Source organism: Raineyella antarctica (genome assembly GCF_900092135.1).
GTDB classification, from domain to species: domain Bacteria; phylum Actinomycetota; class Actinomycetes; order Propionibacteriales; family Propionibacteriaceae; genus Raineyella; species Raineyella antarctica.
In genome coordinates this window covers 232,803-255,734 of record NZ_FMYF01000001.1, presented here as the reverse complement: position 1 = coordinate 255,734, position 22,932 = coordinate 232,803, and the positions used below count along the sequence as shown (strand labels likewise).

Here is a 22,932-nt window from a genome sequence, read left to right as displayed (position 1 = left end):
ATCAGGACTCGAGCCGGCGTCGGCGCCGGCCGACGGCCGCCTCCCGACCGGCCTCACCGCCGGCCTTGGCCCCCGCCGCCGAGTACGTGGCCCGGTCGTGGTCCGGGCCGCGCCAGCGCCCCGGCCGGACCCGGGCACAGACCTGCTCGTGGAAGGCGCGGACCTGCTCCCGCTTGGCGGTGAGCACCAACGCCATCGTGTGCAGGGCCGCCTCGTCGGACGTCGTGGCGGGAGGCGACCCCCCGCCCGCCTGCCCGGGCGCCTCCGTGGCCGGGCCGTCCCCGGCGCCCGGGCCGGTGGCCGGAACCGGACCCGGCCCGGCGGCCCGTACGTCTGAGGCAGTCTCGGCGCGCAGCCGCGACTCCTCCAGTCGCTGCGCGACCGAGTCGATGAAGCCCTCGAAGAACGAGGTCTTGGCGGTCGACCAGTGCACCGGCACCTCCTCCAGCCGGCGCCCGGTCCAGCGCAGGTCGGTCTCCGAACGCCACACCCCGGTGTCCATCCAGCGGGTCGCCGCGGCCAGCATCTGCGCCCGCAGCGACTCGTACAGGGCGACGGTCGTGGCGATGTCGGAGGGCATGCCGTGCGCGTACACCCGGGTGGAGTTGTGGGCCAGCAGGTACTTCACGTCGTTGGCCCGGGCAACCGCCATGAACAGGCTGCAGTACAGGCGCAGCCAGCGCTGGCCGGGGCGTCCCATCACGACGGTGACCTCCTCCGGCAGCTCGCCCTGCTCCGCGCCGTCGGGCCGGTCACGGGCGCCGAGCAGGGCCAGGTCGATCGCATGCCGGGTCGCCAGTTCCTGTGCCCGGGCCACGAAGGTCTCGGCCTCGGCCTGGTGCGGGGTCGCCTCGGCCTGCCGCAGGATCGCCTGGATCCTGCCCCGCCAGGTGTCCTGGAGGGCGGTGGCCGTGTCCGTCTCCAGTGCGAGGCCGAGCAGTTGGGCGTTCACCGGCTGGCCGAGCACGTCCAGGGCGTGCATCATCCGGGTCCGGAAGGTGGCACCGTGCGGGCCGCCCTCCCGGGCCCCACCCACCTCCACCAGGTGGTGGGCCAGCTCGTGCACCACGACCAGTCCGCGCAGCGCCCAGGCGCCACCGACCTGCGCGGGCGGGATGGCGATCTCCATCAGCGCACCGGTGTACTCCGCCTTCTTCGGGCCGCGTCGGGCCCGGACGGTGACCCGGGGCACGCCCAGCCGGTCGCAGGCCTGCTCGCAGAAGCGCTCCACCTCCCGGACGTCGCGGAAGAGCGGGTCGGGCTCGGGCAGCCAGGTCACCCCGTCGAGCCGTACGCCACCATCCTCGATCCAGCGCACCACTCGCCCCTCGGCGGCATAGAGCGCAGCGGTCTCGGCCTGCCAGAGCGCCTGCCGGTCCGCCTCGTCCGTCGTCGGGTCACCGCTCACCGCAGTCCTCCCCCATGCCCGGTACCGCGGTGCCGGAGCCTGGCCCAGGTGCCCCAGGCCCGCTCCAGCCCGGCGGGCACCCCGGGGATCCGCTCGTCGTCGCGCCAGGACCCGGTCTCGGGGACGACCTCGGGCAGGGCCGCGACCCGGGCGCGAGCGGCCTCCAGCGTCGCCTCGTACGCGGACCGCTCGAAGGTGAGGACGTCGGGGAGGCCCCGGACGGCCTCGGCCGCACCGATGCCGCCGTTCTCCCAGCGGAACTCGTCCCAGGTGGCGGTCCGGGGACCGATCGTGACCCGGGCGGTCAGCCAGCCGTCGTGGATGTCGTCGTCCCAGGGGCCCACCAGCAGCGGGACGCGTCCCGGCTCGAGGTAGCGGATCGGCGCGAAGCCGTCAGGCAGCCGCAGGTCCTCCGTACGTCCGAGCAACTCGTCCACGACCGGTGAGGTGCGCAGCAACCACCAGCCCTGCAGCGGGGTGACCAGACCGGCCCCGTGAGCCACCAGCCGGTCCAGGGGGACCCCGTCGACGAGTAGCTCCAGGTAGTGGGCGATCGGCACCTGCCGGGCCGGTCCGAGTCGTCGGGGCCGGCTGGCCAGGTGGACGGCGGGGCGCAGGGAGAGCACGTGGAGCACGCGCCCATTCTCTCCCGTCGGGAGTCGTTCCCCGTCCGCCACCCGTCCGCAGCGCTCCCCTGTGTCCGCAGCCGGTCAGTACTCCAGCGGGAACTCGTCCTCGTCCGGCTCGGGGGGCCCGTCGCGGCCCAGCACGTCGATGACGTAGTCGGGATCCTGGTAGCTGGCCAGCAGCCGGGTCCCGGGCGTCGACCGTGCCCGGACGCTGATCTCGTCGCCGTTCGCGCCGCCGGACGCCGACCGGCGCCCGTGCCCGATCACCAGGTGGCCGTCCGGAACCAGGTAGGCCACCGCCCGGCGCACGATCCCGCCCACGTCGTCGGGATCCAGGAACGGCAGGAGCTCATGCAGCACGATCAGGTCGAACCGGCGCTCGGGCCAGTCGTCCCGCAGGTCCATCACGAAGACGTCGGCGTTGAAGCCGGCCAGGCGTACGAGGGTCTGGCGGACCGCCTCCTCGCGGAGGTCGGTGGCCAGCATGTACTCGGACCGGGCGGCGATCATCGCGGAGAGCTCACCCGTGCCACAGGCCGGGTCGAAGACGTCGCCGTAGAACTCGTTCGGCAACATCGCTGCGACGAGGTCGTAGTGACGCCGTTCGGACCAGGAGGTCTCCCACGGTTCATCGCCGCGCTGACCGTCGGGTTCGAGTGCCGGGGTGGGTTCGTTCATCTGGCTACCATCTCGCGATCGGAGGACCGGGACGTGCTCGTCCGGGCGGAGCGACCCCGCGGCCGGGCCGCGATCGCCGGGGGGCCGGCCCGGCTCGGGGCCGGTCCGCCCGGGCGAGCTGCTACCTGCAGCGTACGCCGCGACCACGGTCGGCGGGTTACCTATCGATGACGGTCAGAGCACCTTGCTGAGGAAGTCCTGCGTCCTCGGGTCGCGGGGCCGCTCGAAGATCTCGGCAGGTGTCCCCTCCTCCTTGATCACCCCGTCGGCCATGAAGAGGACGCGGTCGGCGACCTCGCGGGCGAAGCCCATCTCGTGGGTGACCAGCACCATGGTCATGCCCTGGCGGGCGAGGTCGCGGATCACCTCCAGCACCTCCCCCACCATCTCGGGGTCCAGCGCACTCGTCGCCTCGTCGAAGAGCATGATGTCGGGCTTCATCGCCAGCGCCCGCGCGATCGCGACGCGCTGCTTCTGGCCACCCGACAGCTCGGCGGGGCGGGCGTCGGCCTTCTCGGCGAGGCCGACCCGTTCCAGGAGTGCCTCGGCCTGCCGGCGCGCATCCTCCTTGGAGGCGCGGCCCAGCTGGACCGGGGCGAGCATGACGTTCTGGAGCACCGTCATGTGCGGGAAGAGGTTGAAGTGCTGGAAGACCATGCCGATGTCCTGGCGGACGGTGTCGAGGTCGGTCCCCTTCTCGGTCAGGTCGTGGCCGTTGACGACGACATGTCCGGAGGTGACGTCCTCCAGCTTGTTCAGGCAGCGCAGGAAGGTGGACTTGCCGGCACCGGAGGGGCCGATGATCGCCACGACCTCGCCCTCCTTGACGGTCACGTCGACGTCGTGCAGGACGTGGTTGTCCCCGAAGGACTTCGCCAGGTCCTTCACCACGATCACGTCCTTGCGCTGCGCCATCGGGACGCGGGACGTCTCCGTGGCGGACGGGTCGGCCCCCGCGCGGGGCTCGTTCGCTGCTGTGCTCACTTGTTGAACCTCTTGTCGACCTTGTTGGACGCGATCGTCAGCAGACCGATCACGATGAAGTAGATGACGCCGATGATCAGCCACATCTCGAAGGAGCGGAAGTTGCGGGCGATGATCTGCTGGCCCATGTAGGTGAGCTCGGCCAGGCCGATCACCGCGAGCAGCGAGGTGTCCTTCAGGGTGATGATGAACTGGTTGATGAACGAAGGGGTCATGATCTTGATCGCCTGCGGCAGCACGACCTTGTTCATCGCCTTCATGTACGGCAGGCCGAGTGACCGCGCGGCCTCCATCTGCCCACGGTCGACGCCTTGGATACCGCCGCGCACGATCTCGGTCATGTACGCACCGGCGTTCAGGCTCAGGGTGATCACACCGGCGGTGAACGCCGTCAACGTGATCCCGGTGACGGCCGGGATGCCGAAGTAGAAGAAGAACACCTGGACCAGCACGGGCGTGCCGCGGAAGATCGCCACGTACGCGGTGGCCAGCCAGCTCAGCGCCAGGTTGCCGGACACCTTGAAGAAGCCGAACACGACGCCGAGCACCATCGCGAACAGGATCGACAGCGCGGCGGCGGCGATCGTCAGGGCCAGGCCCTTCATCAGGGTCGGGAAGGAGTCGGCCAGCAGGGTGAAGAAGCCGGTGCGCTGCGTGGTGCCCTGCTCACCCAGGTACTTCGCCAGCACCCGGTCGTACTCGCCGTTGGCGCGGATGTTGGCCAGGCCCTGGTTGAAGGCCGCGATCAGCTCGGGATCGGTGCCCTTGTTGACCGCCATGCCGTACGACCCGGCGGGTGCCTTCTCGCCGATGAGCTTCATCGGGGCGCCCTGCTGGATGGAGTAGGCCACCACCGGGAAGTCGTCGATGTAGGCGGCGGAGTTGCCGGTCGACACGTCGTTGACCATGTCGGCGGTCTGCCCGAAGGCGACGGTGCTGAAGCCGTACTGGGTCTTGACGGAGTCGGCGTAGTCGGCGCCGGCCGTACCGGTCTTCACCGCGACGCGCTTGCCCTTCAGGTCGGCGAGGGAGTTCACCGACGAGGTCTTCGGTGCGGCGAACTGGACGCCCGAGTCGAAGTACGCGTCGGAGAAGTCGAAGACCTGCTTGCGGGGCTCGGTGATGGACATGCCGGCCATCACTGCGTCGACCTGCCGGGACTGGAGCGCCTGGACGGCGGCATCGAAGCCCAGGGAGCGGACCTCGACGGTGAAGCCCTGGTCCTGGGCGATGGCGTGGAGCAGGTCCATGTCGATGCCGACGAGGTCGCCGTTCGCGGCGCGGAACTCGAAGGGGGCGAACGTGGTGTCGGTACCGACGACGTAGTGCTTGCCCTCCGCGGGCTTGTTGTTCGGATTGGGTGCGGGCGTTGCTGCGCGGGCGAACGGAGCCGCCAGCGTGAGCAGCAGTACGACCAGGGCCAGCACAGCCGGCGCCCGGCGCTGCCGGTCGAGGAGATGTCGCATGGGGGTTCCCATCTGGTTCGGACCACGTGTGTGGCAACAGAACGCTACGCCAGCGCCCGTGGACAATGGCAGGACACACACCGTGGTTCACACACGCGATGGCAGATCGGAACACAGGGCTGGTCGACACGAGGTCGCGACCGACACGAGGTCGCGATCGGAACGAGAGGGGTGCACGTGGCACGGATCGGTACCTCCGGTTGGAGCTACGACCACTGGCAGGACGTGCTCTACCCACCCGGGATGCCGGTCCGGGACCGGCTGGGGGCGTACGTGGCGGCCTTCGACACCGTCGAGCTCAACGCCAGCTTCTACCGGTGGCCGCCGGACCGTACGTTCGCCTCCTGGCGGCGTCGCCTGCCGGAGGGGTTCGCGATGACGGTGAAGGCGCCGCGGGGACTCACCCACGCCAAGCGCCTGTACGAGCCGGAGGCCTGGGCCGAGCGGATCCGGCGCGGCATGCACGAGCTGGGCGCCCGGCGGGGCCAGTTCCTGGTCCAGTTGCATCCTGCGCACGCCCGCGACGACGCCCGGCTGGACTGGTTCCTCGGCTCGCTGCCGGACTGGCTGGAGGTCGCCGTGGAGTTCCGCCACCCGTCCTGGCTCGACGACGCGGTGTTCGACCTGCTCGCGCGCCACGGGGCGGCGTACGTGGTGATGAGCGGGGCGAACCTGCCGTGCGTGCTGCGGGCGACGTCCCAGCGGGTCTACCTGCGCTTCCACGGGCCCGACCACGACCACCTGTACGCCGGTTCCTACAGCGACGACGACCTGCGCTGGTGGGCCGACCGGATCCGGGAGTGGGAGGGCCAGGGCCGCCAGGTGTGGGGCTACTTCAACAACGACGGGGGCGGGAACGCGGTCCGCAACGCCCGGACGCTGCGCGCCCTGCTCGGCTGACCGCCCGGGCGGCTCGGCCGGCCGGCAGCTCCCCCGTCCGGGGACGCATCCCCGTTCAGGCGCGCGGCGGGCCCTGCTTGTCGTCCCCATCGGCCGTCGGGGCCTCGGGTCCGTCCTCGTCGGTGTCCTCACCGACCGGGAACGGGAAGCTGCGCCGTCCCGACCGCGAGCGCTCGCCCGTCTCGTCGGCGTACGGCACCTTGATCTTCTTCAACGAATGCATCAGCAGCAGTCCGAGCAGCACGATGGCCAGCGCCAGCACACCGATGACGATGAGTTCGACCGGCCCGCTCGCCGCGCCGCCGTTGTACTCCAGGAGGACCATGCCCCGACCCTATCGCGGCTCGACGGCGATGCCGGCGAACAGGTCGTCCTCGGGCGGCATCGAGGAGGTGTGGTTGATCACCAGCTCGTAGTCCTCGGTCGGCCACGCCTCCTTCTCGATCTCGACCGGGCAGGCGAACCACATGCCGTTGGGGTCGACCTGGGTCGCGTGCGCCAGCAGCGCGCGGTTGCGGACCTCGAAGTAGTCCGCGCACGGCACCCGGGTGGTGATCCGGGCCTGGTAGGCCTCGTCCACCGGCCGGTGCGTGAGCCGCTCGTCGTACGGCGCCTCGAGCCCGCGGGAGCGCATCGCCTCGTTGAGCCCGCGCCAGCGGCCGGCGCTGAGGGTCATCTGGTAGTAGACCTTGGGCACCTGCCAGGCCGGGCCCAGCTCCGGGTACAGCCGCGCGTCGGCGGCCTGGCGGACCGCCTCCATCGAGACCCGGTGGGTCTGGATGTGGTCGGGGTGCGGGTAGCCGCCGTTCTCGTCGTAGGTGGTGAGCACGTGCGGGCGCAACCGGCGGATGATGCCGACCAGCGGCCGGGCGGCCTCGGCGGGGTCGAGGGTGGCGAAGGACCCCTCCGGCAGAGGAGGCAGCGGATCCCCCTCGGGGAGGCCGGAATCGGCGTAGCCCAGCCAGATCTGGTCGATGCCCAGGATGTCGCGCGCGGCGTCCATCTCCTTGCGGCGCACCTCCGGCAGGTTCTCCACGATCTCGGGCCGGTCCATCGCAGGGTTCAGCACGTCTCCGAGCTCGCCACCGGTGCAGGTCACGACGACCACGTCGACACCCTCGGCCTCGTAGCGTGCCGTGGTCGCGGCGCCCTTGCTGGACTCGTCATCGGGGTGGGCATGCACGTGCATCAGTCGCAGCCGCTGGCCGAGGGCATCGAGCCGCTCGGCCGGAGCCCAACCTCCGGCATGCGGATGGTCCTCGCGTGGTCGGGGTTCGTACATCGGCACTCCCTTTCTGGACAAAGCCTGTGAATTCTGCCACGTCGCCCGCTCCCCGCCTACCGTACGACGGTGGATCGTCCGCGGGGCGGCACGGACGTGGCCGGGACCCACGCGTGGCGCGGGGCACAATGGGGCCGTGGCACGTACCAGGACCCAGGCGCTCAGTGACGATCCGGCCGACATCGAACGGATCGCCCGGCGCTACCCGTCCTTCACCGTACGCGGTCCCCTGGTCCGCGCACTGGTCGCGATCCTCGTGGTGGCCGCCCTCGGCTGGTACCTGCAGACCGCCCTGCACAACTCCCGGCGTCCCCCGGTCGAGGCGACCATCACCGGCCACTGGGTGGTGACCCCCCAGCAGGCCGGCTACGACCTGCTCGTCGTACGCCCCGACCCCGGTCGCCCCGCGGTCTGCACCGTGCGCGCCCAGGCCAAGAACTTCGAGTTCGTCGGTGACTCCGAGGTCACCGTGCCCGCCTCCGACCAGGAGCAGCTCACCGTCCGCGGGACGCTGCGTACCGTCCGCGAGGCCGACGCCGTGTCCGTCGAGGGATGCCACCTCGTCGGCTGAGCTGAACGGGCGAACGGTCCGCGGGGCCCGAGGAGTGCATGGCTCCCGGGTCCTCGGGACGGGACGGGACAGCGCTCGAAGCCCCGCTGTTGGGCCATCCGTTAGACTGGCGCGATGGCAGAGAACGTTACCGACACCGTCTTCCTCACCCAGGCGGCCTACGACAAGCTTGCTGCGGAGCTCGAGGCGCTGAAGCACAACCGCGAGGCGATCTCGAAGAAGATCGCGCAGGCTCGCGACGAGGGTGACCTCTCCGAGAACGCCGGCTACCACGCCGCGCGCGAGGAGCAGGGCCAGCAGGAGGCGAAGATCACGGTCATCGAGCACACCCTGCGCGTCGCCCAGGTCGGCGAGGGCCCGGCCGACACCGAGACCGTCGGCGTGGGCACCGTGGTGACCGTGGCCTGGGACGGCGACGAGGACGATACCGAGTCCTTCTTCCTCGGCTCCCGGGAGAACGCCCAGCTGGACGACTCGCTGGCCGACGTCGAGGTCTACAGCCCGCAGTCCCCGCTCGGCCAGGCCGTGCTGGGCGCCCGGGTCGGCGACACCGTCTCGTACGAGGCGCCGAGCGGAGCCACGCTCAGCGTGACCGTCCAGAAGATCGAGGCCCACTGACCCCTGCGGGACATCTCCCGCACCACCGAGCTCCCCGGGAAACCGACCACTGATCCGGTCGATGTCCCGGGGAGCTCGTCCATGTCCACGGATGCTCGGGAACCAGGCCGGTCAGGAGCCGGACGGCTCCGCTGCGGGCAGCCCGACCTGGACCCCCGCGTGCCCCATCACGACGGTGATGTCGAGCCGCGCGGACCCGTTGCCCATCACGACCTGGTCCCCGGAGCCGGTGTGCTGGCCGGACCAGGTGACCCGGCCGATCGAGGCGGCGGCCACCACCGTCACGTTGGAGCCCTGGTCCAGCTTGAGGGACAGCTGCCCGGACTCGACCCGGATCCGGGAGCGTCCGGTGGTGATCCGCCCCGACATCTGGACCACTGCGGCCTGCACGAGGGCGTCCTCGACCTCCTCGAAGCCGGTGATCGTCGCCGACCCGGCGGTGAGCCGGACCCGGCCCAGGCGCGGCACGTTGGCGACCTGCAGGTTCCCTGCGGTCACCTCCACGTCCAGCGCCATCGAGGGGTGGATCCGGATCAGCAGTTCGTTGCCGCGGGGCCGGCGCAGGGCCTCCAGGTGCAGCGGCGAGGGCAGCTTGATCGCACTGATGTGGGGGCGGAAGTCCCCCTCGGCGCTGACCTCGATCAGGTCGCCGTTGCGCCGCAGGACATGCTCGCCGGTGACGTGGCAGCCGCTCACCGACGGATCCACCACGATCCGGACGCGCTTGCCGGTGACCCGGACGCTGACCCGGCGGGCCCCGGCGGCGGCCCGGCCGGTGGCCCCGGCGGCGGCAGTGTGCTGCTGCCCGGGCTCTGCATGGCCCCGGTCGGTACGGACGTAGCCCGCTGCCCCGGCCGCACCGGCGGCCGCCTCGGCCGCGACGTCGGCGGCCCGGGAGGCTGCATGGCGGGCGGTCCGGAAGACCTCTCGCAGGACGTCACCGGCAACCTGGCCGGTACCCGACGTCGTCGACCAGGACTCGGAGCTGGAGGTGCCGGCGTACGGGGTGTCGCCATCCGATGCGTCCGCCGCGCCGTGGGCGCCGGCGTGCGGCGTGCCTGCCGACCCGCCGGCCCCTGCAGCGTCCGGGGCAGGAGCCTCGGTCCGGGGGGTGCCCTGCAGGTCCTCGATCAGTCGGTTGGCTTCGGCTGTGTCGATCCGGCCTGCTGCGAGGTCAGCGAGGATCCGGCTCAGGTCAGGCGTGTCCATGCCCCCACGATAGGAGCGCCCGGTGCTGCCCGGCACCGTGCACGGGAGGTTTCAGGGATCGGTCAGGGTGCGGGGCGGGCCCTCACGCGGATCCGTCGGCCTCGTCACCCCGGCGGAGTGCAGCGTCGTCCTCGGAGCCCTCCGGGCGGGCGGTCGCCTCCGCGTCGTGGGCCTCGGACGTCGACACCGGTGCGACCCGCAGGCTGGTGAGCTCGGCGGTGGTGGTGTTGCTCGGGTCCAGCTGGAGCGCCAGCGTGGCTTCCGTCCCGCCACCGAGGGCGTTGCTCGCCACGATGTCGGGGGTGGTCAGGCGCAGGTCCGGCGCCGGGGCGAGGGCCAGCCACTCCCGGTGCGTGAGGGAGTCCACGAAGGCCTTCGCGAACGCCAGTACCGGGACGGCCACCACGGCTCCGGCGATGCCACCGAGGGTGACGCCGACGCTGATCCCCAGCAGGATCGCCAGGGGGTGCAGGGAGACGGCCTTGCCCATCAGGAAGGGCTGGAGCACGTTCCCCTCCAGCTGCTGCACCGCCAGCACGACGCCGAGCAGGATGAGCGCCGCCACCCAGCCCTTGGTGACCAGGGCGATCAGCACGCCGATGACGCCGGCGACAAAGGCACCGACGATCGGCACGAAGGCGCCGATGAAGGTCAGCGCACCGATCGCGCCGGCCAGCGGGATGTTCAGCGCCACCGCGCCGATGGTGATGCCCACCGCGTCCACCGCGGCGACGATCACGGTGGTGCGTACGTAGCCCGTGAGCGCCTTCCAGCCGACGGTCCCGCCCCGGTCGACGGCGGGTCGGACCCGGGCCGGGACGATGCGCACGAAGGCGGCCCACAGCAGGCGCCCGCTGTACAGGAAGAAGAACAGGGCGAACAACGCCGTGAACATGCCGGCGAAGAAGGAGGCGACACCGCTGCCCACGCCGGCTGCGACGCCGACGATCTGGCCCGACCACTGCTGCAGCCGCCCGGGGATGCGTGCGAACTGGTCGTTGAGCATGCCCTGGACCTGCTCGGGGGCGAGCTTGAGCGGACCCTCGCTCAGCCAGGTGACCAACTGCAGCAGGCCCGTCTGGGCCGAGGTGAACAGCTTGGGGCCCTCGGACACCATCTGGGCCACCACACCGGTCAGGACACCCACCACCAGCGCCAGTCCGACCACCAGCGTCAGGCCCGAGGCGAGCGCCTTGTTGAACCCATGGCGCACCAGCCACGCCTTCGGCGCGGCGAGCAGCGCGGCAAGGAGGACCGCCACGGCCAGCGGGATCGCCAGGCCGGAGAAGTACCGGAACACGTAGCCGACCACGACGACGCCGACACCGATCAGCAGCAGGCGCCAGGTCCAGGAGGCCGCCACCCGGATGCCGGCCGGCACAGCGGCTGCCGACCCTGTGGGCTCGGCCCCGGGCAGGACGGCGAGCGGCTGCCCGGTGCGCTCGGATTCAGGTTCCACGAGATGTCCCCGTTTCGCTCGGTGTCAGGCTGGTCCAACCTACAGCGACGAGGGGCCGGGGCGGGACGGGTCCCGGTCCAGCGGGTCACTGCGTCCTTGCCGACGGACTAGAGTGCGGGCAATGATCCGGCCTCTCCTGTCCCGACGCGGCGCGGCCGCCGACAGGTTGCCCACCGCGGTCCACGTCCTCGGGGTGATCGCCTTCTTCGTGGCTGTCGGCTTCGGCGTCGTCGTCCCGGTACTGCCCGTCTTCACCCGCTCGTTCGGCGTCGGGCAGTTCGAGACCGGCATGGTGGTCTCCTCGTTCGCACTGATGCGGCTGGTCACCAGCCCGTTCACCGGGCGGCTGATCGACCGGCTGGGCGAGCGCACCGTGCTGGTCGCCGGCGTACTGATCGTGGCGCTCTCCAGTGCGGCGATGGGGCTGGCCCAGACGTACGAGCAGCTGCTGGTCTTCCGTGCCGCCGGAGGCATCGGGTCCTCGATGTTCACCGTGTCCGCGATGACGCTGCTGATCCGCTCCACCGCCCCGAACCAGCGTGGGCGGGCCACCGGGACCTTCCAGACCGGCTTCCTGGTCGGGAACATGGCCGGACCGGCCGTCGGCGGCCTGCTGGCCGCAGTCTCCATCCGGGCGCCGTTCTTCTTCTATGCCCTCACCCTGGTCGGCGCCGCCCTGGTCGGGGTGTTCCTCCTGCAGGGCCACGGCCGTACGACCGGCGCTGCTGACGCAGGCGCGGGGCAGGGCACGGAACTGCTGGCACCGCGACCGTTCCGGACCGTGCTGGCGGACCTGCGCTACCAGGCGGCGCTGGTGTGCAACTTCGCGAACGGGTGGAGCTCACTGGGCATCCGGTCCTCGCTGATGCCCGTCCTGGTCGTGGAGGTGCTGCACCACACGCCGGTCTGGACCGGCATCGCGCTGGCGATCGCCGCCGTGGTGCAGACCGTCGCGATCCAGCCGGCCGGACGGTTCGTCGACCGGGTGGGCCGGCGCCCCGCGATGGTGGCCGGCAGCCTGATCGGCGCGGTGGCGATGGTGGGGATCGCCTTCGCCCCCACCATCTGGCTCCTGGTGGCGGCGCTGTGCGTGAACGCGGTCGGGGTCGCCCTGATGGGCACTGCGCCGGCCGCCACCGTCGGGGACGTGGCCGGGGCGCGCTCCGGCACGCCGGTGGCGGTCTTCTCCATGGCGGGCGATGCCGGCCAGATCATCGGCCCGCTGGCGGCCGGTGCGATCGCGGACGGCCTGGACCTGTCGGGCGCCTTCCTGACCGGTACGCTGCTGATGGCCCTGGCCGCCCTGGCCTCGGTCCGGATGCCCCGGCCCGACCGGGACGGTGACCAGCCAGTGGAGGTCGCACGATGACACGCCAGGTGTTGGGCGAGTTGATCGCCGAGGACTGGGCCGAGGCACTCGCCCCGGTCGCCCCCGTCGTCGCCGCGATGGGCGACTTCCTGCGCGCCGAGATCGCCGCGGGGCGGGGATACCTGCCCGCGGGCCACCAGGTGCTGCGCGCGTTCACCCGGCCGATGGCCGACGTCCGGGTCCTGGTCGTGGGCCAGGACCCCTACCCGACGCCCGGGCATCCGGTGGGACTGAGCTTCTCCGTGGCCGCCGACGTGTCCCCGCTGCCCGCCAGCCTGCGCAACATCTATGCGGAGCTGCAGACCGACCTCGGCATCCCCCCGGCCACGAACGGCGACCTGACCGGCTGGTTCGAGCAGGGCGTGCTGCTGCTCAACAGGTGCCTGACGGTGCAGCCCGGCAAGCCCGCGTCGCATCGCGGCCGCGGCTGGGAAGAGGTCACCGGGACGGCGATCCGCGCGCTGGCGCAGCGTGGCGGACCGCTGGTGGCGATCCTGTGGGGGCGCGACGCCCGCGCCCTGGCTCCGCTACTGCCCGGGATCCCGGTGATCGAGAGCGCCCACCCGTCCCCGCTCAGTGCCCGCAACGGCTTCTTCGGCTCGCGCCCGTTCAGCCGGGCCAATGCCGCCCTGGTCGCCCAGGGCGGCCGGCCGATCGACTGGGACCTGGCCCACCAGCACTGATCAGGCCGAGCGCACCAGCTCCGAGGTGAGGTGGCGCGCCATCGGCTGACCGACGGCGGCCATGTCGAACGAGCTGCTCAGCGTGTCGCCGACCAGGCGGTACGTACGGCGACTGGCCGAGACGTCCTTGGCGGTCGAGGCCGACCACACCCGGGCGGTCAGCTCGAGTACCAGTCCGTCGTCGGAGGCCACCAGGTTCCCCTCGGCCAGCTCGGCCTGCCCGGTCGGCTGGGCCAGCACGAACTCCAGGTGGCCGGCGCCGGTGTGCCGCAGGTAGCCGGTCTCCATGTGCAGCGGGGCCCCGTCCATGCCGCGGGTGCGCTGGCTGTAGACGAGGAACGGCTTGCCCACGAAGGCGAAGGTGATCTCCTCGTGGTAGCCGAACGGCTCGATCGTGGGGTACTCCCCCGTGCCCTGTCCGGTCCAGGTGCCGACGAGGTCCGCGAGCGGGACGAGATTGGCGGTCAGTTCCATGCCTGGAGCCTAACCGACGGTGGGCATGCCCCGGGGGGCATCCCTGCGCCCTGGTGGCAACCCGGGGCCGGCCGTGTGATTCAGCTCACTGCGCCGGTCCGTACGTACCCCCGGGGGTAGCGTGAAGAGATCCCGCAGGGCGCCCGCACCCGGACGCCCCACGGGGAGTCCTCGGCCTGCCGCGGGTGCCTCACGTGTGACAGCAGGTCCGGTGTCGAAGGAGACCCGATGAGAGCATGGCAGTTTGTCGGTACGAACCAGCCGCTGGAGGCCAACGAGGTACCCGAGCCCCACGCCCGGCCGGGCACGGTCGTGGTGGACGTGAAGGCCGCCGGGGTGTGCCACTCGGACGTGACGGCCCTGGACGACCCTGGCTGGATGCCCCTGTTCCCCACCCTGCCCAGGACGATGGGGCACGAGAACGCGGGGGTCATCTCCGAGGTCGGCGAAGGCATGGAGCACTGGAAGGTCGGTGACCGGGTCGGCCTGGCCCCGGTGATGTCCGACGGCGATGCCCTCGGCTACGGCCAGTGGGACGGCGGCTTCGCGCCCAAGCTGCTGGCCACCGACGACAACCTGGTCCGGCTGCCGGACGCGGTGCCGTTCGACCTGGGCGCCATGGCCACGGATGCGGGCCTCACCGCGTACCACGCCATGATGACCACCGGCGGGTGCAAGGCCGGGATGAAGGTCGGCGTGATCGGGCTCGGCGGCCTGGGCTACATCGGCGCCCGCGTCGCGGTGCTGACCGGTGCCGAGGTGTACGGCGCGGAGGTCTCGCCGACGACCAGGGAGCTGGCCGGCGAGATCGGGCTCGCGGATGTGGCCGACTCGATCACCGCCTTCACGGACAAGGGCCTGGACCTCATCGTCGACTACGCCGGATTCGGGACCACGACCGCCCAGGGGGTGGAGACGCTGGCCGAGTTCGGCACCTTCGTGCAGGTGGGGATGGGCCGGCTGGAGGCGACGATCAACACCTATCCGCTGATCATCAAGCAGCTCACCATCCGCGGTTCCAAGTCCGGCACCAAGGAGGACCTGGCCGGCATCTACGAGCTGATGGAGAGCGGCAAGCTCAACCCGCCGATGAACCGGATCACCCACGCCGACATCCCGGGGGCGATCGACAAGCTGCGCGCCGGCGGGGTGGTCGGCCGCTTCATCGCGATCTACGAGTAGCCACCCCCACCCGGACCGGACGGCCCCTCGCACGATCGCCCGTCCACGCCCACAGACACCGGCCCGGCCCTGCGGCTCTGGCCGGTGTCTGTGGGCGCACGTACGCTCGGAGCATGTCGTTCTTCCTGCATCCCACTCCCGAGATGGTGAGCCCCGAGCGTGCGCTGCGGGGACGGTCCACGCCGGTCCTGCCCCACCCGGCACCGGCCAACCTGGTGTTCGGCCTGCCCGACGACGCCACCCCGGTCGGCTCGGAGGTCGCCTACTTCGCACTCGGCTGCTTCTGGGGCGAGGAGAAGATGTTCTGGAACACCGAGGGCGTCACCAACACCGCCGTGGGCTACCAGGGCGGCTTCACCCCCAACCCGACGTACGAGGAGGTCTGCACCGGGCGCACCGGGCACGCCGAGACCGTCCGGGTCTGCTTCGACCCCGAGCGCGTGACGTACGAGGCGCTGGTCCGCCAGTTCTTCGAGGCACACGACCCGACCCAGGGCTACCGCCAGGGCAACGACGTCGGCACCCAGTACCGCTCGGCACTCTTCCCCACCTCGGCCGACCAGGCCGAGGTGGCCCGCCGGCTGCTCCCCGCGTACGCCGATGCGTACGCCAAGGCCGGGTACGGGGCGATCACCACCGAGATCACCCCGCTCGACCCCACCAGCGGCGAGCCCGCCTTCTGGTACGCCGAGGACTACCACCAGCAGTACCTGGTCCGGAACCCCGGCGGCTACTGTCCGATCCACTCCACCGGCGTGCGCTGCGACTGAGCAGGGGCGGCACCCGCCCCGCCGTTGGACGCACCGGGGCGAGTGGCAGGATGATCCGGTACGTACCAGGTACGGAGGAACGCCGGTCTGAATCCGGGCCGGTCCCGCCACTGTGAACGGGGTGCGAGCCCAGGTCAGCGACTCCGCAGTCAGGAACTCATCAGTCAGGAACTCCGCCCGGTGCACGGCACACGATCGGGCGGCAGACCTGAGGAGGCCCCATGACCACGCATTCCCCCGACCCCACCCTTCCCGGACCAGGACCTGCCACTGCTGCCCCGCAAGCCCTCCCCACCGCCGGTGGCGGACGCCGGCTGGTCGGGGTCGGGGTCGGACCCGGCGACGCCGAGTTGGTCACCCTCAAGGCCCAGCGCACCTTCGCCGAGGCCGACGTCGTACTGGTCCCGGCCACCGAGCGCTCCGGTGAGGGCCCCGGCCGCGCCGAGGAGATCGTCGCCACCGTGGCACCCCAGGCCAGGATCCGGCGGGTCCCCTTCTCGATGGCCGATCGGCAAGGCGTGACCGCCCGGCGCCGGCAGGCCTGGGAGACCTCGGCCGCGGCCGCCGTCGAGGAGTACCGCGGGGGCGCGGCCGTCGTCTGCTTCGCCACCGTCGGCGACCCTTCGGTCTACTCCACCTTCAGCTACCTGGCCGCGTACGTCACCGCGGAGCTGCCCGACGTCGAGGTGGAGGTCGTCCCCGGCATCACCGCCATGCAGGCGCTCGCTGCGGCCAGCCGGACGCCGCTCTGCGAGGGCCAGGAGGTCCTCGCCCTCGCCCCCGCCACCGCCGGGATCGAGGTCCTGGACGCCGTGCTGGACGCCTGCGACACCGTCGTGGTCTACAAGGGCGGCAGCCGGCTCCCCGAGGTCGTCGACGTCCTGCGGCGCCACGACCGGGAAGCGGTGATGGGCACCGACATCGGTCTGCCCGCCGAACAGGTGGTGCCGCTCGCGGCGGTCACCGACGGGGCCACCGCGCCGTACTTCTCCACCGTCCTGTCCGCGCCGCGACGCGCCCGGACCGGCGGCCGGCTGTGAGCGGGCGGGTGGTGTTCGTCGGGGCCGGCCCGGGTGCGGCCGACCTGATCACCCTGCGCGGCGCAGCCGTCATCGCGGCCGCCGACATCGTCATCTGGGCCTCCAGCCTAGTCGCGCCCGAGATCGTGGCACACGTCCGACCCGACGCCCTGGTGGTCGACTCGGCCGCCCTCCCACTGGAGGAGCTGGAGCCGCTCTACACCCGGGCCCGCGACGAGGACCTGCTGGTGGCCCGGGTGCACACCGGCGACCCCGGCCTGTACGGGGCGACCGCCGAGCAGCGCGCCCTGTGCGACCGGATCGGCGTCGACCACGAGACCGTGCCCGGCATCTCCGCCTTCTCCGCCGCCGCGGCGCGCGCCGATGTCGAGATCACCGTCCCGGAGGTGGCCCAGTCCCTGGTCCTCACCCGGCTGGAGGGCGGACGCACCCCGATGCCGGCGCGGGAGACCGTACGGTCCTTCGCCGCCCACGGCACCACCATGGCGCTGTACCTGTCGGCGGCGCGCAACAAGGCCCTGCAGGAGGAACTGCTGGCCGGCGGCTACCCGCCGGAGACGCCCTGCATCATCGGGTACCGGGTGAGCTGGCCCGACGAACTGATGCTCCGGTGCGAGCTCGCGCGGTTGTCGGAGACGATGAAGGAGCACAAGCTCTGGAAACACACCGTCGTCCTGGTCGGGCCGGCGCTGGCCGCCGGCGGACCGACCAAGCGGTCCCACCTCTACCACCCGGGCTTCCGGCACCAGTACCGCGACGCCGACCCGGCGGCCCGAGCAGAGCTGCGCGAGCACGGCGCCCTCCTCCGGCCCGGCCCGGACGCATGAGCGTCACCGTCCATGGCTACCTCGGCAGTCCCTCGGCCGACCTGCGGGAGCACGCCGCGCGCGCCGACGTCGTTGTCGGGGGCCGGCGCCACCTCGATGCCCTGGCCGTGCCCGAGGACCGCCGGATCGTGCTCGGCTCGCTGTCCAGCGCGATGGTGGCCCTGCGTGCCCTGCCCGCCGACACCGACGTCCTGGTCGTGGCCTCGGGTGATCCGGGCTTCTACGGCGTGGTGCGGCGGCTGCGAGGGGAGGGCTTCCGGCCCCGCGTGGTCCCCACCGTCTCGTCCGTGGCGATGGCCTTCGCCGCGGTCGGGCTCCCGTGGGACGACGCGCAGGTCGCCAGCGCGCACGGCCACCCGCTCGAGCCCACCCTGTACGCCTGTCGTACGTGGCCCAAGGTCGCCGTCCTGACCGCCCCGGACCAGGGCATCCGCGAACTGGCCGCCGCCGTGCCCGACCGGGTCTTCGTACTGGCCGAGCGGCTGGGCGAGGTGGACGAGCGTGTCCGCATCCTCACCCGCGAGCAGGCGCTCGCCCTCCCCGACGTCACCGAGCCCAACGTGGTGCTCGTCCTGGCGGACCATCCCGACGCCGACTCGATGACCGGGGAGTCCCCCGCCCTCGTCGGCATGACCAGCAAGGAACCCCGATGATCGGGCACCTCACCAACAGCGCCGCCGGCCGGCGCCACGCCGCAGCCATCGACGTGGCACTCGGCGAGCCCACCCGCCACTACGAGGGGCCCGTCGCGGACAGCCTGGCCACCGCCTGGGCCGAGTGCGACCTGCTCGTCAGTCACCTCGCCCTGGGCGCCACCACCCGTCTGGTCGCCCCGCTGCTGCAGTCCAAGGACACCGACCCGGGCGTCGTCGTGGTCGACGAGGCCGGCCGGTTCGCCGTCCCCCTGGTCGGTGGCCACGGCGGTGGCGCCAACGACCTGGCCCGCCGCATCGCCGACGGCATCGGTGCCGTGGCGGTGGTGACCACCGCCACCGACGCCGTCGGCCTGCCCGCCCTGGACACGCTGGGCTGGGCCTGGGCCGGGGACGTCGCCGCCGTGACGCGCTCGATCCTGGAGGGGCACCCGGTCGACCTGGTCAAGGAGCGACCATGGCCGCTGCCGGCCTTCCCCGAGAACGTGTGCCTGTTCGATGCCACCCCGACCCTCGGTGCCGACGCCACCGACCGGACCGCCGTCGGTCGGGTCGTCATCACCGAGCGCCCCAGCGCGGAGGTGCTGGCCGGTGCCGATCGGCCCACCGTCGTCCTGCACCCCCGCTCGGTCGTCGCCGGGATGGGCTGCCATGCCGGCACCGACGTCGCACCCCTGCGCGAACTCCTGATCGGCTGCCTCGCCGACCAGCACCTGGCCCCCGAATCGCTGGCCGCCCTCGTCAGCACCGACGTCAAGGCCGACGAGCCCGGGCTGGTCGCCCTGGCCGCCGAGTTCGGCGTCCCGTTCATCACCTACCCCGCCGACGTCCTCGCCGCCCAACCGGTCCCCAATCCCAGCCCGGTGGTCGAGAGCCACGTCGGCTCGCCCGGCGTCGCCGAGGCCGCCGTGCTGGCCCGCGGCGCCGACCTGGTCAGGGAGAAGCAGCGCAGCACCGTCGCCACCTGCGCACTGGGTGTGCTGCCAGCCCGGGGGCACCTCAGCGTCGTCGGCCTGGGCCCGGGGGCACGAGACCTCACCACCCCACGTGCCGTCGAGGCGATCCGGGACGCCGCCGTCATCGTCGGCTACCGCCCGTACGTCGACCAGGTCCGCGACCTGGTCCGGCCCGGCACCCGGGTGGTGGCCTCGGGGATGGGGACAGAGGAGGAGCGCACCGGACGGGCGATCGAGGAGGCCCGCCGGGGCCACGCGGTCGCGCTGGTCTGCTCCGGCGACCCGGCGATCTACGCGATGGCCTCCCCCACCCTCGAGCAGGGCACCGACGGGATCGACGTCGAGATCATCCCCGGTGTCACCGCCGAACTGGCCATCTCGGCGATCCTGGGCGCGCCGCTGGGCCACGACCACGTGACCATCTCGCTGTCCGACCTGCACACCGACTGGGAGACCATCGAGAAGCGCCTGCAGGCCGCGGCCGAGGGAGACTTCGTGGTGACGCTGTACAACCCCCGCTCGCGCAAGCGCCTGAGGCACCTGCCGCGCGCGCTGGAGATCCTCGGCGCCCACCGCCCCGGCTCGACGCCGGTCGCCGCCGTGCACGACGCGACCCGTCCCGACGAGCAGGTGGTCACCGGGACGCTGGCCGACTTTGACGTCGAACGGGTCGACATGAACTCGCTGGTGGTCGTGGGCTCCTCGACCACCCGCCTGGTCACCACCGGGTCGGGCGAGCAGCGCATCGTCACTCCCCGGGACTACCACTGGATGACGTCATGATCCCGCTGGTCATCGCCGGCCACGGCACCCGGGACCCGGCCGGGGTCCAGGAGTTCCTGGCCCTGGTGGACCAGGTCCGGGCGCTGCTGCCCGGGGTCACCGTCGAGCCCGGCTCGGTCGAGCTCACCCCGCCGAGCATCGAGGCCGCGCTCGAGACGGCGCTGGCCCTCTCGGACGGACGCGCGGTCGTCGTGCCGCTGATGGTCGGCGAGGGCGGCCACGTGCTGGAGGACATCCCTGGCGCCATCGGACGCGCCAAGGGGACCGCCGACGTACGCTACGCCCGGCACCTCGGCGCCGACCCCCGCCTCGTCGCGGCGCTGGAGGGCCGGATCGCCGCGGCGCGCGGCGACTGGGCGCCGGAGCGGACCACCGTGGTGCTGGTCGGCCGGGGCTGCTCGGTAACCGGTGCGAACGCCGACCACGTCCGGCTCTCCCGGCTGGTCCAGGAGCACGGCGGGTACGAGCGGGTCTGTCCCGCCTTCCTCCAGGTCGCCGCGCCGGACCTGCCGCGCGCCCTCGACGAGGCGTACGCGATGGGGGCCAGGCGGATCGTGGTCGGGCAGAACTTCCTGTTCTCCGGACGCCTGCGCTCCTGGACGTTCGAGCGGGCCGAGGCCTGGCGGGCGCGGCATCCTGACGCCGAGGTCCGCGTCGCCGAGGTGCTCGGACCATGCGACGAACTCGCCGCCGTCGTGGTGGACCGGTACCGCGAGGAGGAGAGCCGGCTGCACGAGACCTCACCCGCCTACCTGGCCGGGCTGCTGCTGATGGAGCGCGACGTGCTCGTGGTCGGTGGCGGCACGGTCTCGGCCCGGCGGGTACCACGCCTGGTCGAGGCCGGTGCCCGGGTCCGGCTGGTCTCCCCGGAGGCTGTGGCGTCACTGGCCGCACTGGCCGAGGAGGGGACGATCAGGTGGCAGCGGCGCCGGTTCGAGGACGCCGACCTGGACGGGGCCTGGTACGTGCTGGCCCAGACCGACGACCCACAGGTCAATGCGGCGGTGGCTGCCGGCGCGGAGGCACGGCACACGTTCTGTGTACGGGCCGACGACGCCGGCCGGGGATCGGCGTGGACGCCGGCGGTCGCGCGGGCCGAGGGCTTCTCGGTGGCCGTGCTCGGCACCGGGTCACCCCATCGGTCGATGAAGGTCCGCGATGCGTTGCTGAAGGTGCTCGGCCGCTAGCCTCCGCCGTCCTGCCGACCGGACGACCACCCGGCGTGCCCCACCGCGGTGCCGGCCCGGTCGATGCAGATCACCTCGACGGCGATCGGGGCGTCGCGCAGCACGTGCCGGGCGGTGCCGAGCGCGGCCGCGGCGATCGCGTCGCCGAGCGGCGGGTGGATCGCCAGGGCGCCGAGCGCCGTCGTGGCGGTGGCGACCCGGTGGCAGCGCTCCTCGGGGGCCCCCGCTTCCCGGGCCAACCCCGCCAGGAAGCCGGTATCGACCCTGGACCGCGCCGAGTGCACGTCCAGGTGTCCGTCGGCGAGCTTGGCGAACTTCCCGACCCCACCGCACAGGGTGAGCCGGGGACGCGGGTGGTGGCGCAGGTACTTCAGCACGGCCCCGACGAAGTCACCCATGTCGAGCAGCGCGACCGACGGCAGCTCGTACCGTGCGGTGACCAGAGCCTCCGAGCTCGACCCGGTGCACGCGGCCACGTGCTGCTGGCCGGTCGCCTCGGCGACGTCGATGCCGCGGCGGATCGAATCGATCCAGGCAGAGCAGGAGTAGGGCACGACGATGCCTGTGGTGCCCAGCACCGACAGCCCGCCGATGATGCCCAGCCGCGGGTTGAGGGTGTGCGTCGCCAGGTCCGCCCCGCCGTCGATGCCGACGGTGACCTGCAGGTCCGGGCTGCCGTCGCCGCCCAGGGCGCGGTCGGCGGCGGCGATGTTCTCGGTGATCATCGTCCGGGGCATCGGATTGATCGCCGGCTCGCCGAGCGCCAGCGGCAGGCCCGGCAGGGTCACGGTTCCCACGCCGGGCCCCGCGGCGAAGGTGAGGCCGCTCCCCGGGGTACCGGGGGCGACGGTGGCTCGGACCACCGCGCCGTGCGTGACGTCTGGGTCATCGCCGGCGTCCTTGGTGACGGCCGCCATCGCACGGTGGCCGTCGAGCTGTTCGTCGGTCAGGGCGAAGGCGGCCGTACGGTCCCGGGGCAGGGTGACGGTGACCGGGTCGGGGAAGGTGCCCGTCCGCAGCGCCACGTACGCGGCGCGGGCCGCTGCGGTCGCGCAGGCACCTGTGGTCCAGCCCGGGCGCAGGCCGGAGGAGGCCAGCTGTCCGGCGCGGCCGCCCTGGCTCACTCCGCCTCGCTGGCGAGGGCGTTGAGCGCCGCCGCGGCGATCGCCGATCCGCCCCGACGCCCGGTGACGGTCAGGTACTCCAGTCCGAGGGTGTTGTCGACCAGGGCCTGCTTGGACTCGGCCGCGCCGACGAAGCCCACCGGGATCCCGACCACCGCGGCCGGACGTGCCGGGGTCAGGGCCAGCAGCTCGAGCAGGTGGAACAGGGCGGTCGGGGCGTTGCCGATCGCCACCACCGCTCCATCGATACGGTCCATCCACCTCTCCACCGCGGCGGCGGTCCGGGTGGTGCCGCGCTCGGCCGCGTAGGCGGCCAGGGCGGGGTCCGACAGCAGGCAGACGACCTCGTTCCCGGCGGGCAGGCGGGACCTGATCACGCCGGCGGCGGTCATGGTCGAGTCGCAGAGGATCGGCGCCCCTTGGGCCAGGGCGGCCCGGGTGCTCCCGACGACGCCGGGGGTGAAGGCGACCAGGTCGGCGATCAACGGGTCGGCCGCGGCGTGCACCATCCGGACGACGACGTGCTCCAGGTCGGCCGGGAAGCGCCCCAGTCGTGACTCGGCCCGGATGATCGCGAACGACTCCGCGTAGATCTCGCTGCCGCTCCTGATGTAGCCCACGTCAGGCCTCCTTCTCGCCCGCCCACTGTACGACCGGGTCCCGGCCCCGCCCCGGGCGGG

At 72.4% G+C, this 22,932-nt stretch carries 22 protein-coding genes, 1 pseudogene and 1 riboswitch; of the genes and pseudogenes, 11 read left to right on the top strand and 12 right to left on the bottom strand.

Going from position 1 to position 22,932, the window contains the following annotated elements:
* Position 1: 1 nt before the first annotated feature.
* The 5 genes from GA0111570_RS01155 to GA0111570_RS01135 all read right to left on the bottom strand — a co-directional run bounded on the left by GA0111570_RS01155 (position 2) and on the right by GA0111570_RS01135 (position 5,165).
* Positions 2 to 1,408, bottom strand: a complete 1,407-nt coding sequence (locus tag GA0111570_RS01155; protein WP_092605517.1) for a DUF7168 domain-containing protein — start codon at positions 1,406 to 1,408, stop codon at positions 2 to 4.
* The gene (locus GA0111570_RS01150; protein ID WP_092605515.1) at positions 1,405 to 2,043 is read right to left on the bottom strand and encodes a hypothetical protein; all 639 of its coding nucleotides are present in this window, start codon (positions 2,041 to 2,043) and stop codon (positions 1,405 to 1,407) included. The genes GA0111570_RS01155 and GA0111570_RS01150 overlap by 4 nt, the downstream gene beginning before the upstream one ends.
* A gap of 75 nt (positions 2,044 to 2,118) precedes the next feature.
* Positions 2,119 to 2,715: a class I SAM-dependent methyltransferase gene (locus GA0111570_RS01145; RefSeq protein WP_092605513.1), complete on the bottom strand. Its 597-nt coding sequence runs from the start codon at positions 2,713 to 2,715 to the stop codon at positions 2,119 to 2,121.
* Between the two features lie 174 nt (positions 2,716 to 2,889).
* On the bottom strand, positions 2,890 to 3,630 hold the full coding sequence (locus GA0111570_RS01140) for an amino acid ABC transporter ATP-binding protein (RefSeq protein ID WP_092605511.1): 741 nt from the start codon (positions 3,628 to 3,630) through the stop codon (positions 2,890 to 2,892).
* Positions 3,631 to 3,695: 65 nt separating this feature from the next.
* Entirely contained in the window at positions 3,696 to 5,165 is a 1,470-nt protein-coding gene (locus GA0111570_RS01135; protein WP_092605509.1) for an ABC transporter substrate-binding protein/permease, read from the bottom strand.
* Between the two features lie 177 nt (positions 5,166 to 5,342).
* Here GA0111570_RS01135 and GA0111570_RS01130 point away from each other — a divergent pair, with 177 nt between their 5' ends.
* Positions 5,343 to 6,065, top strand: a complete 723-nt coding sequence (locus GA0111570_RS01130) for a DUF72 domain-containing protein (protein ID WP_245702962.1) — start codon at positions 5,343 to 5,345, stop codon at positions 6,063 to 6,065.
* A gap of 55 nt (positions 6,066 to 6,120) precedes the next feature.
* Here GA0111570_RS01130 and GA0111570_RS01125 read toward each other — a convergent pair whose 3' ends face one another.
* Both GA0111570_RS01125 and mca read right to left on the bottom strand, forming a co-directional pair.
* A complete protein-coding gene (locus tag GA0111570_RS01125; RefSeq protein ID WP_092605507.1) occupies positions 6,121 to 6,390 on the bottom strand; it encodes a hypothetical protein in 270 nt (89 codons plus the stop codon).
* Positions 6,391 to 6,399: 9 nt separating this feature from the next.
* The gene (gene mca / locus GA0111570_RS01120; RefSeq protein ID WP_217633953.1) at positions 6,400 to 7,347 is read right to left on the bottom strand and encodes a mycothiol conjugate amidase Mca; all 948 of its coding nucleotides are present in this window, start codon (positions 7,345 to 7,347) and stop codon (positions 6,400 to 6,402) included.
* Between the two features lie 136 nt (positions 7,348 to 7,483).
* On the opposite strand from mca, the gene GA0111570_RS17525 reads away from it, so the two are divergent.
* Together GA0111570_RS17525 and greA are read left to right on the top strand one after the other, a co-directional pair.
* Positions 7,484 to 7,918 (top strand): DUF4307 domain-containing protein, encoded by a 435-nt coding sequence (locus GA0111570_RS17525; protein WP_175557264.1) that lies wholly within the window; start codon positions 7,484 to 7,486, stop codon positions 7,916 to 7,918.
* A 114-nt stretch (positions 7,919 to 8,032) separates the two neighbouring features.
* Positions 8,033 to 8,536, top strand: a complete 504-nt coding sequence (gene greA, locus GA0111570_RS01110; RefSeq protein ID WP_092605505.1) for a transcription elongation factor GreA — start codon at positions 8,033 to 8,035, stop codon at positions 8,534 to 8,536.
* Between the two features lie 111 nt (positions 8,537 to 8,647).
* Here greA and GA0111570_RS01105 read toward each other — a convergent pair whose 3' ends face one another.
* The gene (locus GA0111570_RS01105) at positions 8,648 to 9,745 is read right to left on the bottom strand and encodes a hypothetical protein (RefSeq protein ID WP_092605504.1); all 1,098 of its coding nucleotides are present in this window, start codon (positions 9,743 to 9,745) and stop codon (positions 8,648 to 8,650) included.
* Positions 9,746 to 9,827: 82 nt separating this feature from the next.
* Complete coding sequence (locus GA0111570_RS01100; protein WP_092605502.1) at positions 9,828 to 11,204, bottom strand: AI-2E family transporter; 1,377 nt, start codon at positions 11,202 to 11,204, stop codon at positions 9,828 to 9,830.
* A 121-nt stretch (positions 11,205 to 11,325) separates the two neighbouring features.
* Between GA0111570_RS01100 and GA0111570_RS01095 the strand changes: the two genes are divergently transcribed.
* Complete coding sequence (locus tag GA0111570_RS01095) at positions 11,326 to 12,573, top strand: MFS transporter (protein WP_092605500.1); 1,248 nt, start codon at positions 11,326 to 11,328, stop codon at positions 12,571 to 12,573.
* On the top strand, positions 12,570 to 13,256 hold the full coding sequence (locus GA0111570_RS01090; protein WP_092605498.1) for a uracil-DNA glycosylase: 687 nt from the start codon (positions 12,570 to 12,572) through the stop codon (positions 13,254 to 13,256). The genes GA0111570_RS01095 and GA0111570_RS01090 overlap by 4 nt, the downstream gene beginning before the upstream one ends.
* Here GA0111570_RS01090 and GA0111570_RS01085 read toward each other — a convergent pair whose 3' ends face one another.
* Positions 13,257 to 13,730 (bottom strand): heme-binding beta-barrel domain-containing protein, encoded by a 474-nt coding sequence (locus GA0111570_RS01085; protein WP_092605496.1) that lies wholly within the window; start codon positions 13,728 to 13,730, stop codon positions 13,257 to 13,259.
* Between the two features lie 228 nt (positions 13,731 to 13,958).
* Here GA0111570_RS01085 and GA0111570_RS01080 point away from each other — a divergent pair, with 228 nt between their 5' ends.
* From GA0111570_RS01080 to GA0111570_RS01050, 6 genes and pseudogenes are all read left to right on the top strand, one after another.
* Positions 13,959 to 14,912, top strand: coding sequence for a zinc-binding dehydrogenase (locus GA0111570_RS01080; protein WP_092605494.1), 954 nt, complete (start codon positions 13,959 to 13,961; stop codon positions 14,910 to 14,912).
* A gap of 113 nt (positions 14,913 to 15,025) precedes the next feature.
* Positions 15,026 to 15,682, top strand: coding sequence for a peptide-methionine (S)-S-oxide reductase MsrA (gene msrA / locus GA0111570_RS01075; protein WP_217633952.1), 657 nt, complete (start codon positions 15,026 to 15,028; stop codon positions 15,680 to 15,682).
* Positions 15,683 to 15,716: 34 nt separating this feature from the next.
* Positions 15,717 to 15,861, top strand: a riboswitch (cobalamin riboswitch).
* A 42-nt stretch (positions 15,862 to 15,903) separates the two neighbouring features.
* The gene (gene cobI / locus GA0111570_RS01070) at positions 15,904 to 16,722 is read left to right on the top strand and encodes a precorrin-2 C(20)-methyltransferase (RefSeq protein WP_092605492.1); all 819 of its coding nucleotides are present in this window, start codon (positions 15,904 to 15,906) and stop codon (positions 16,720 to 16,722) included.
* Positions 16,719 to 17,549, top strand: coding sequence for a precorrin-4 C(11)-methyltransferase (cobM, locus tag GA0111570_RS01065; protein WP_092605490.1), 831 nt, complete (start codon positions 16,719 to 16,721; stop codon positions 17,547 to 17,549). Before cobI ends, cobM begins: the two co-directional genes overlap by 4 nt.
* Positions 17,546 to 19,941: pseudogene (gene cobJ / locus GA0111570_RS01055) on the top strand (precorrin-3B C(17)-methyltransferase). The gene cobM and the pseudogene cobJ overlap by 4 nt, the downstream one beginning before the upstream one ends.
* Complete coding sequence (locus tag GA0111570_RS01050; RefSeq protein ID WP_092605484.1) at positions 19,938 to 21,128, top strand: CbiX/SirB N-terminal domain-containing protein; 1,191 nt, start codon at positions 19,938 to 19,940, stop codon at positions 21,126 to 21,128. The pseudogene cobJ and the gene GA0111570_RS01050 overlap by 4 nt, the downstream one beginning before the upstream one ends.
* On the opposite strand, the gene GA0111570_RS01045 is transcribed toward GA0111570_RS01050, so the two are convergent.
* Together GA0111570_RS01045 and GA0111570_RS01040 are read right to left on the bottom strand one after the other, a co-directional pair.
* Complete coding sequence (locus GA0111570_RS01045; protein ID WP_092605481.1) at positions 21,125 to 22,252, bottom strand: cobalt-precorrin-5B (C(1))-methyltransferase; 1,128 nt, start codon at positions 22,250 to 22,252, stop codon at positions 21,125 to 21,127. The genes GA0111570_RS01050 and GA0111570_RS01045 overlap by 4 nt on opposite strands.
* Positions 22,249 to 22,872 (bottom strand): precorrin-8X methylmutase, encoded by a 624-nt coding sequence (locus GA0111570_RS01040; protein ID WP_092605479.1) that lies wholly within the window; start codon positions 22,870 to 22,872, stop codon positions 22,249 to 22,251. The genes GA0111570_RS01045 and GA0111570_RS01040 overlap by 4 nt, the downstream gene beginning before the upstream one ends.
* Positions 22,873 to 22,932 lie beyond the last annotated feature (60 nt).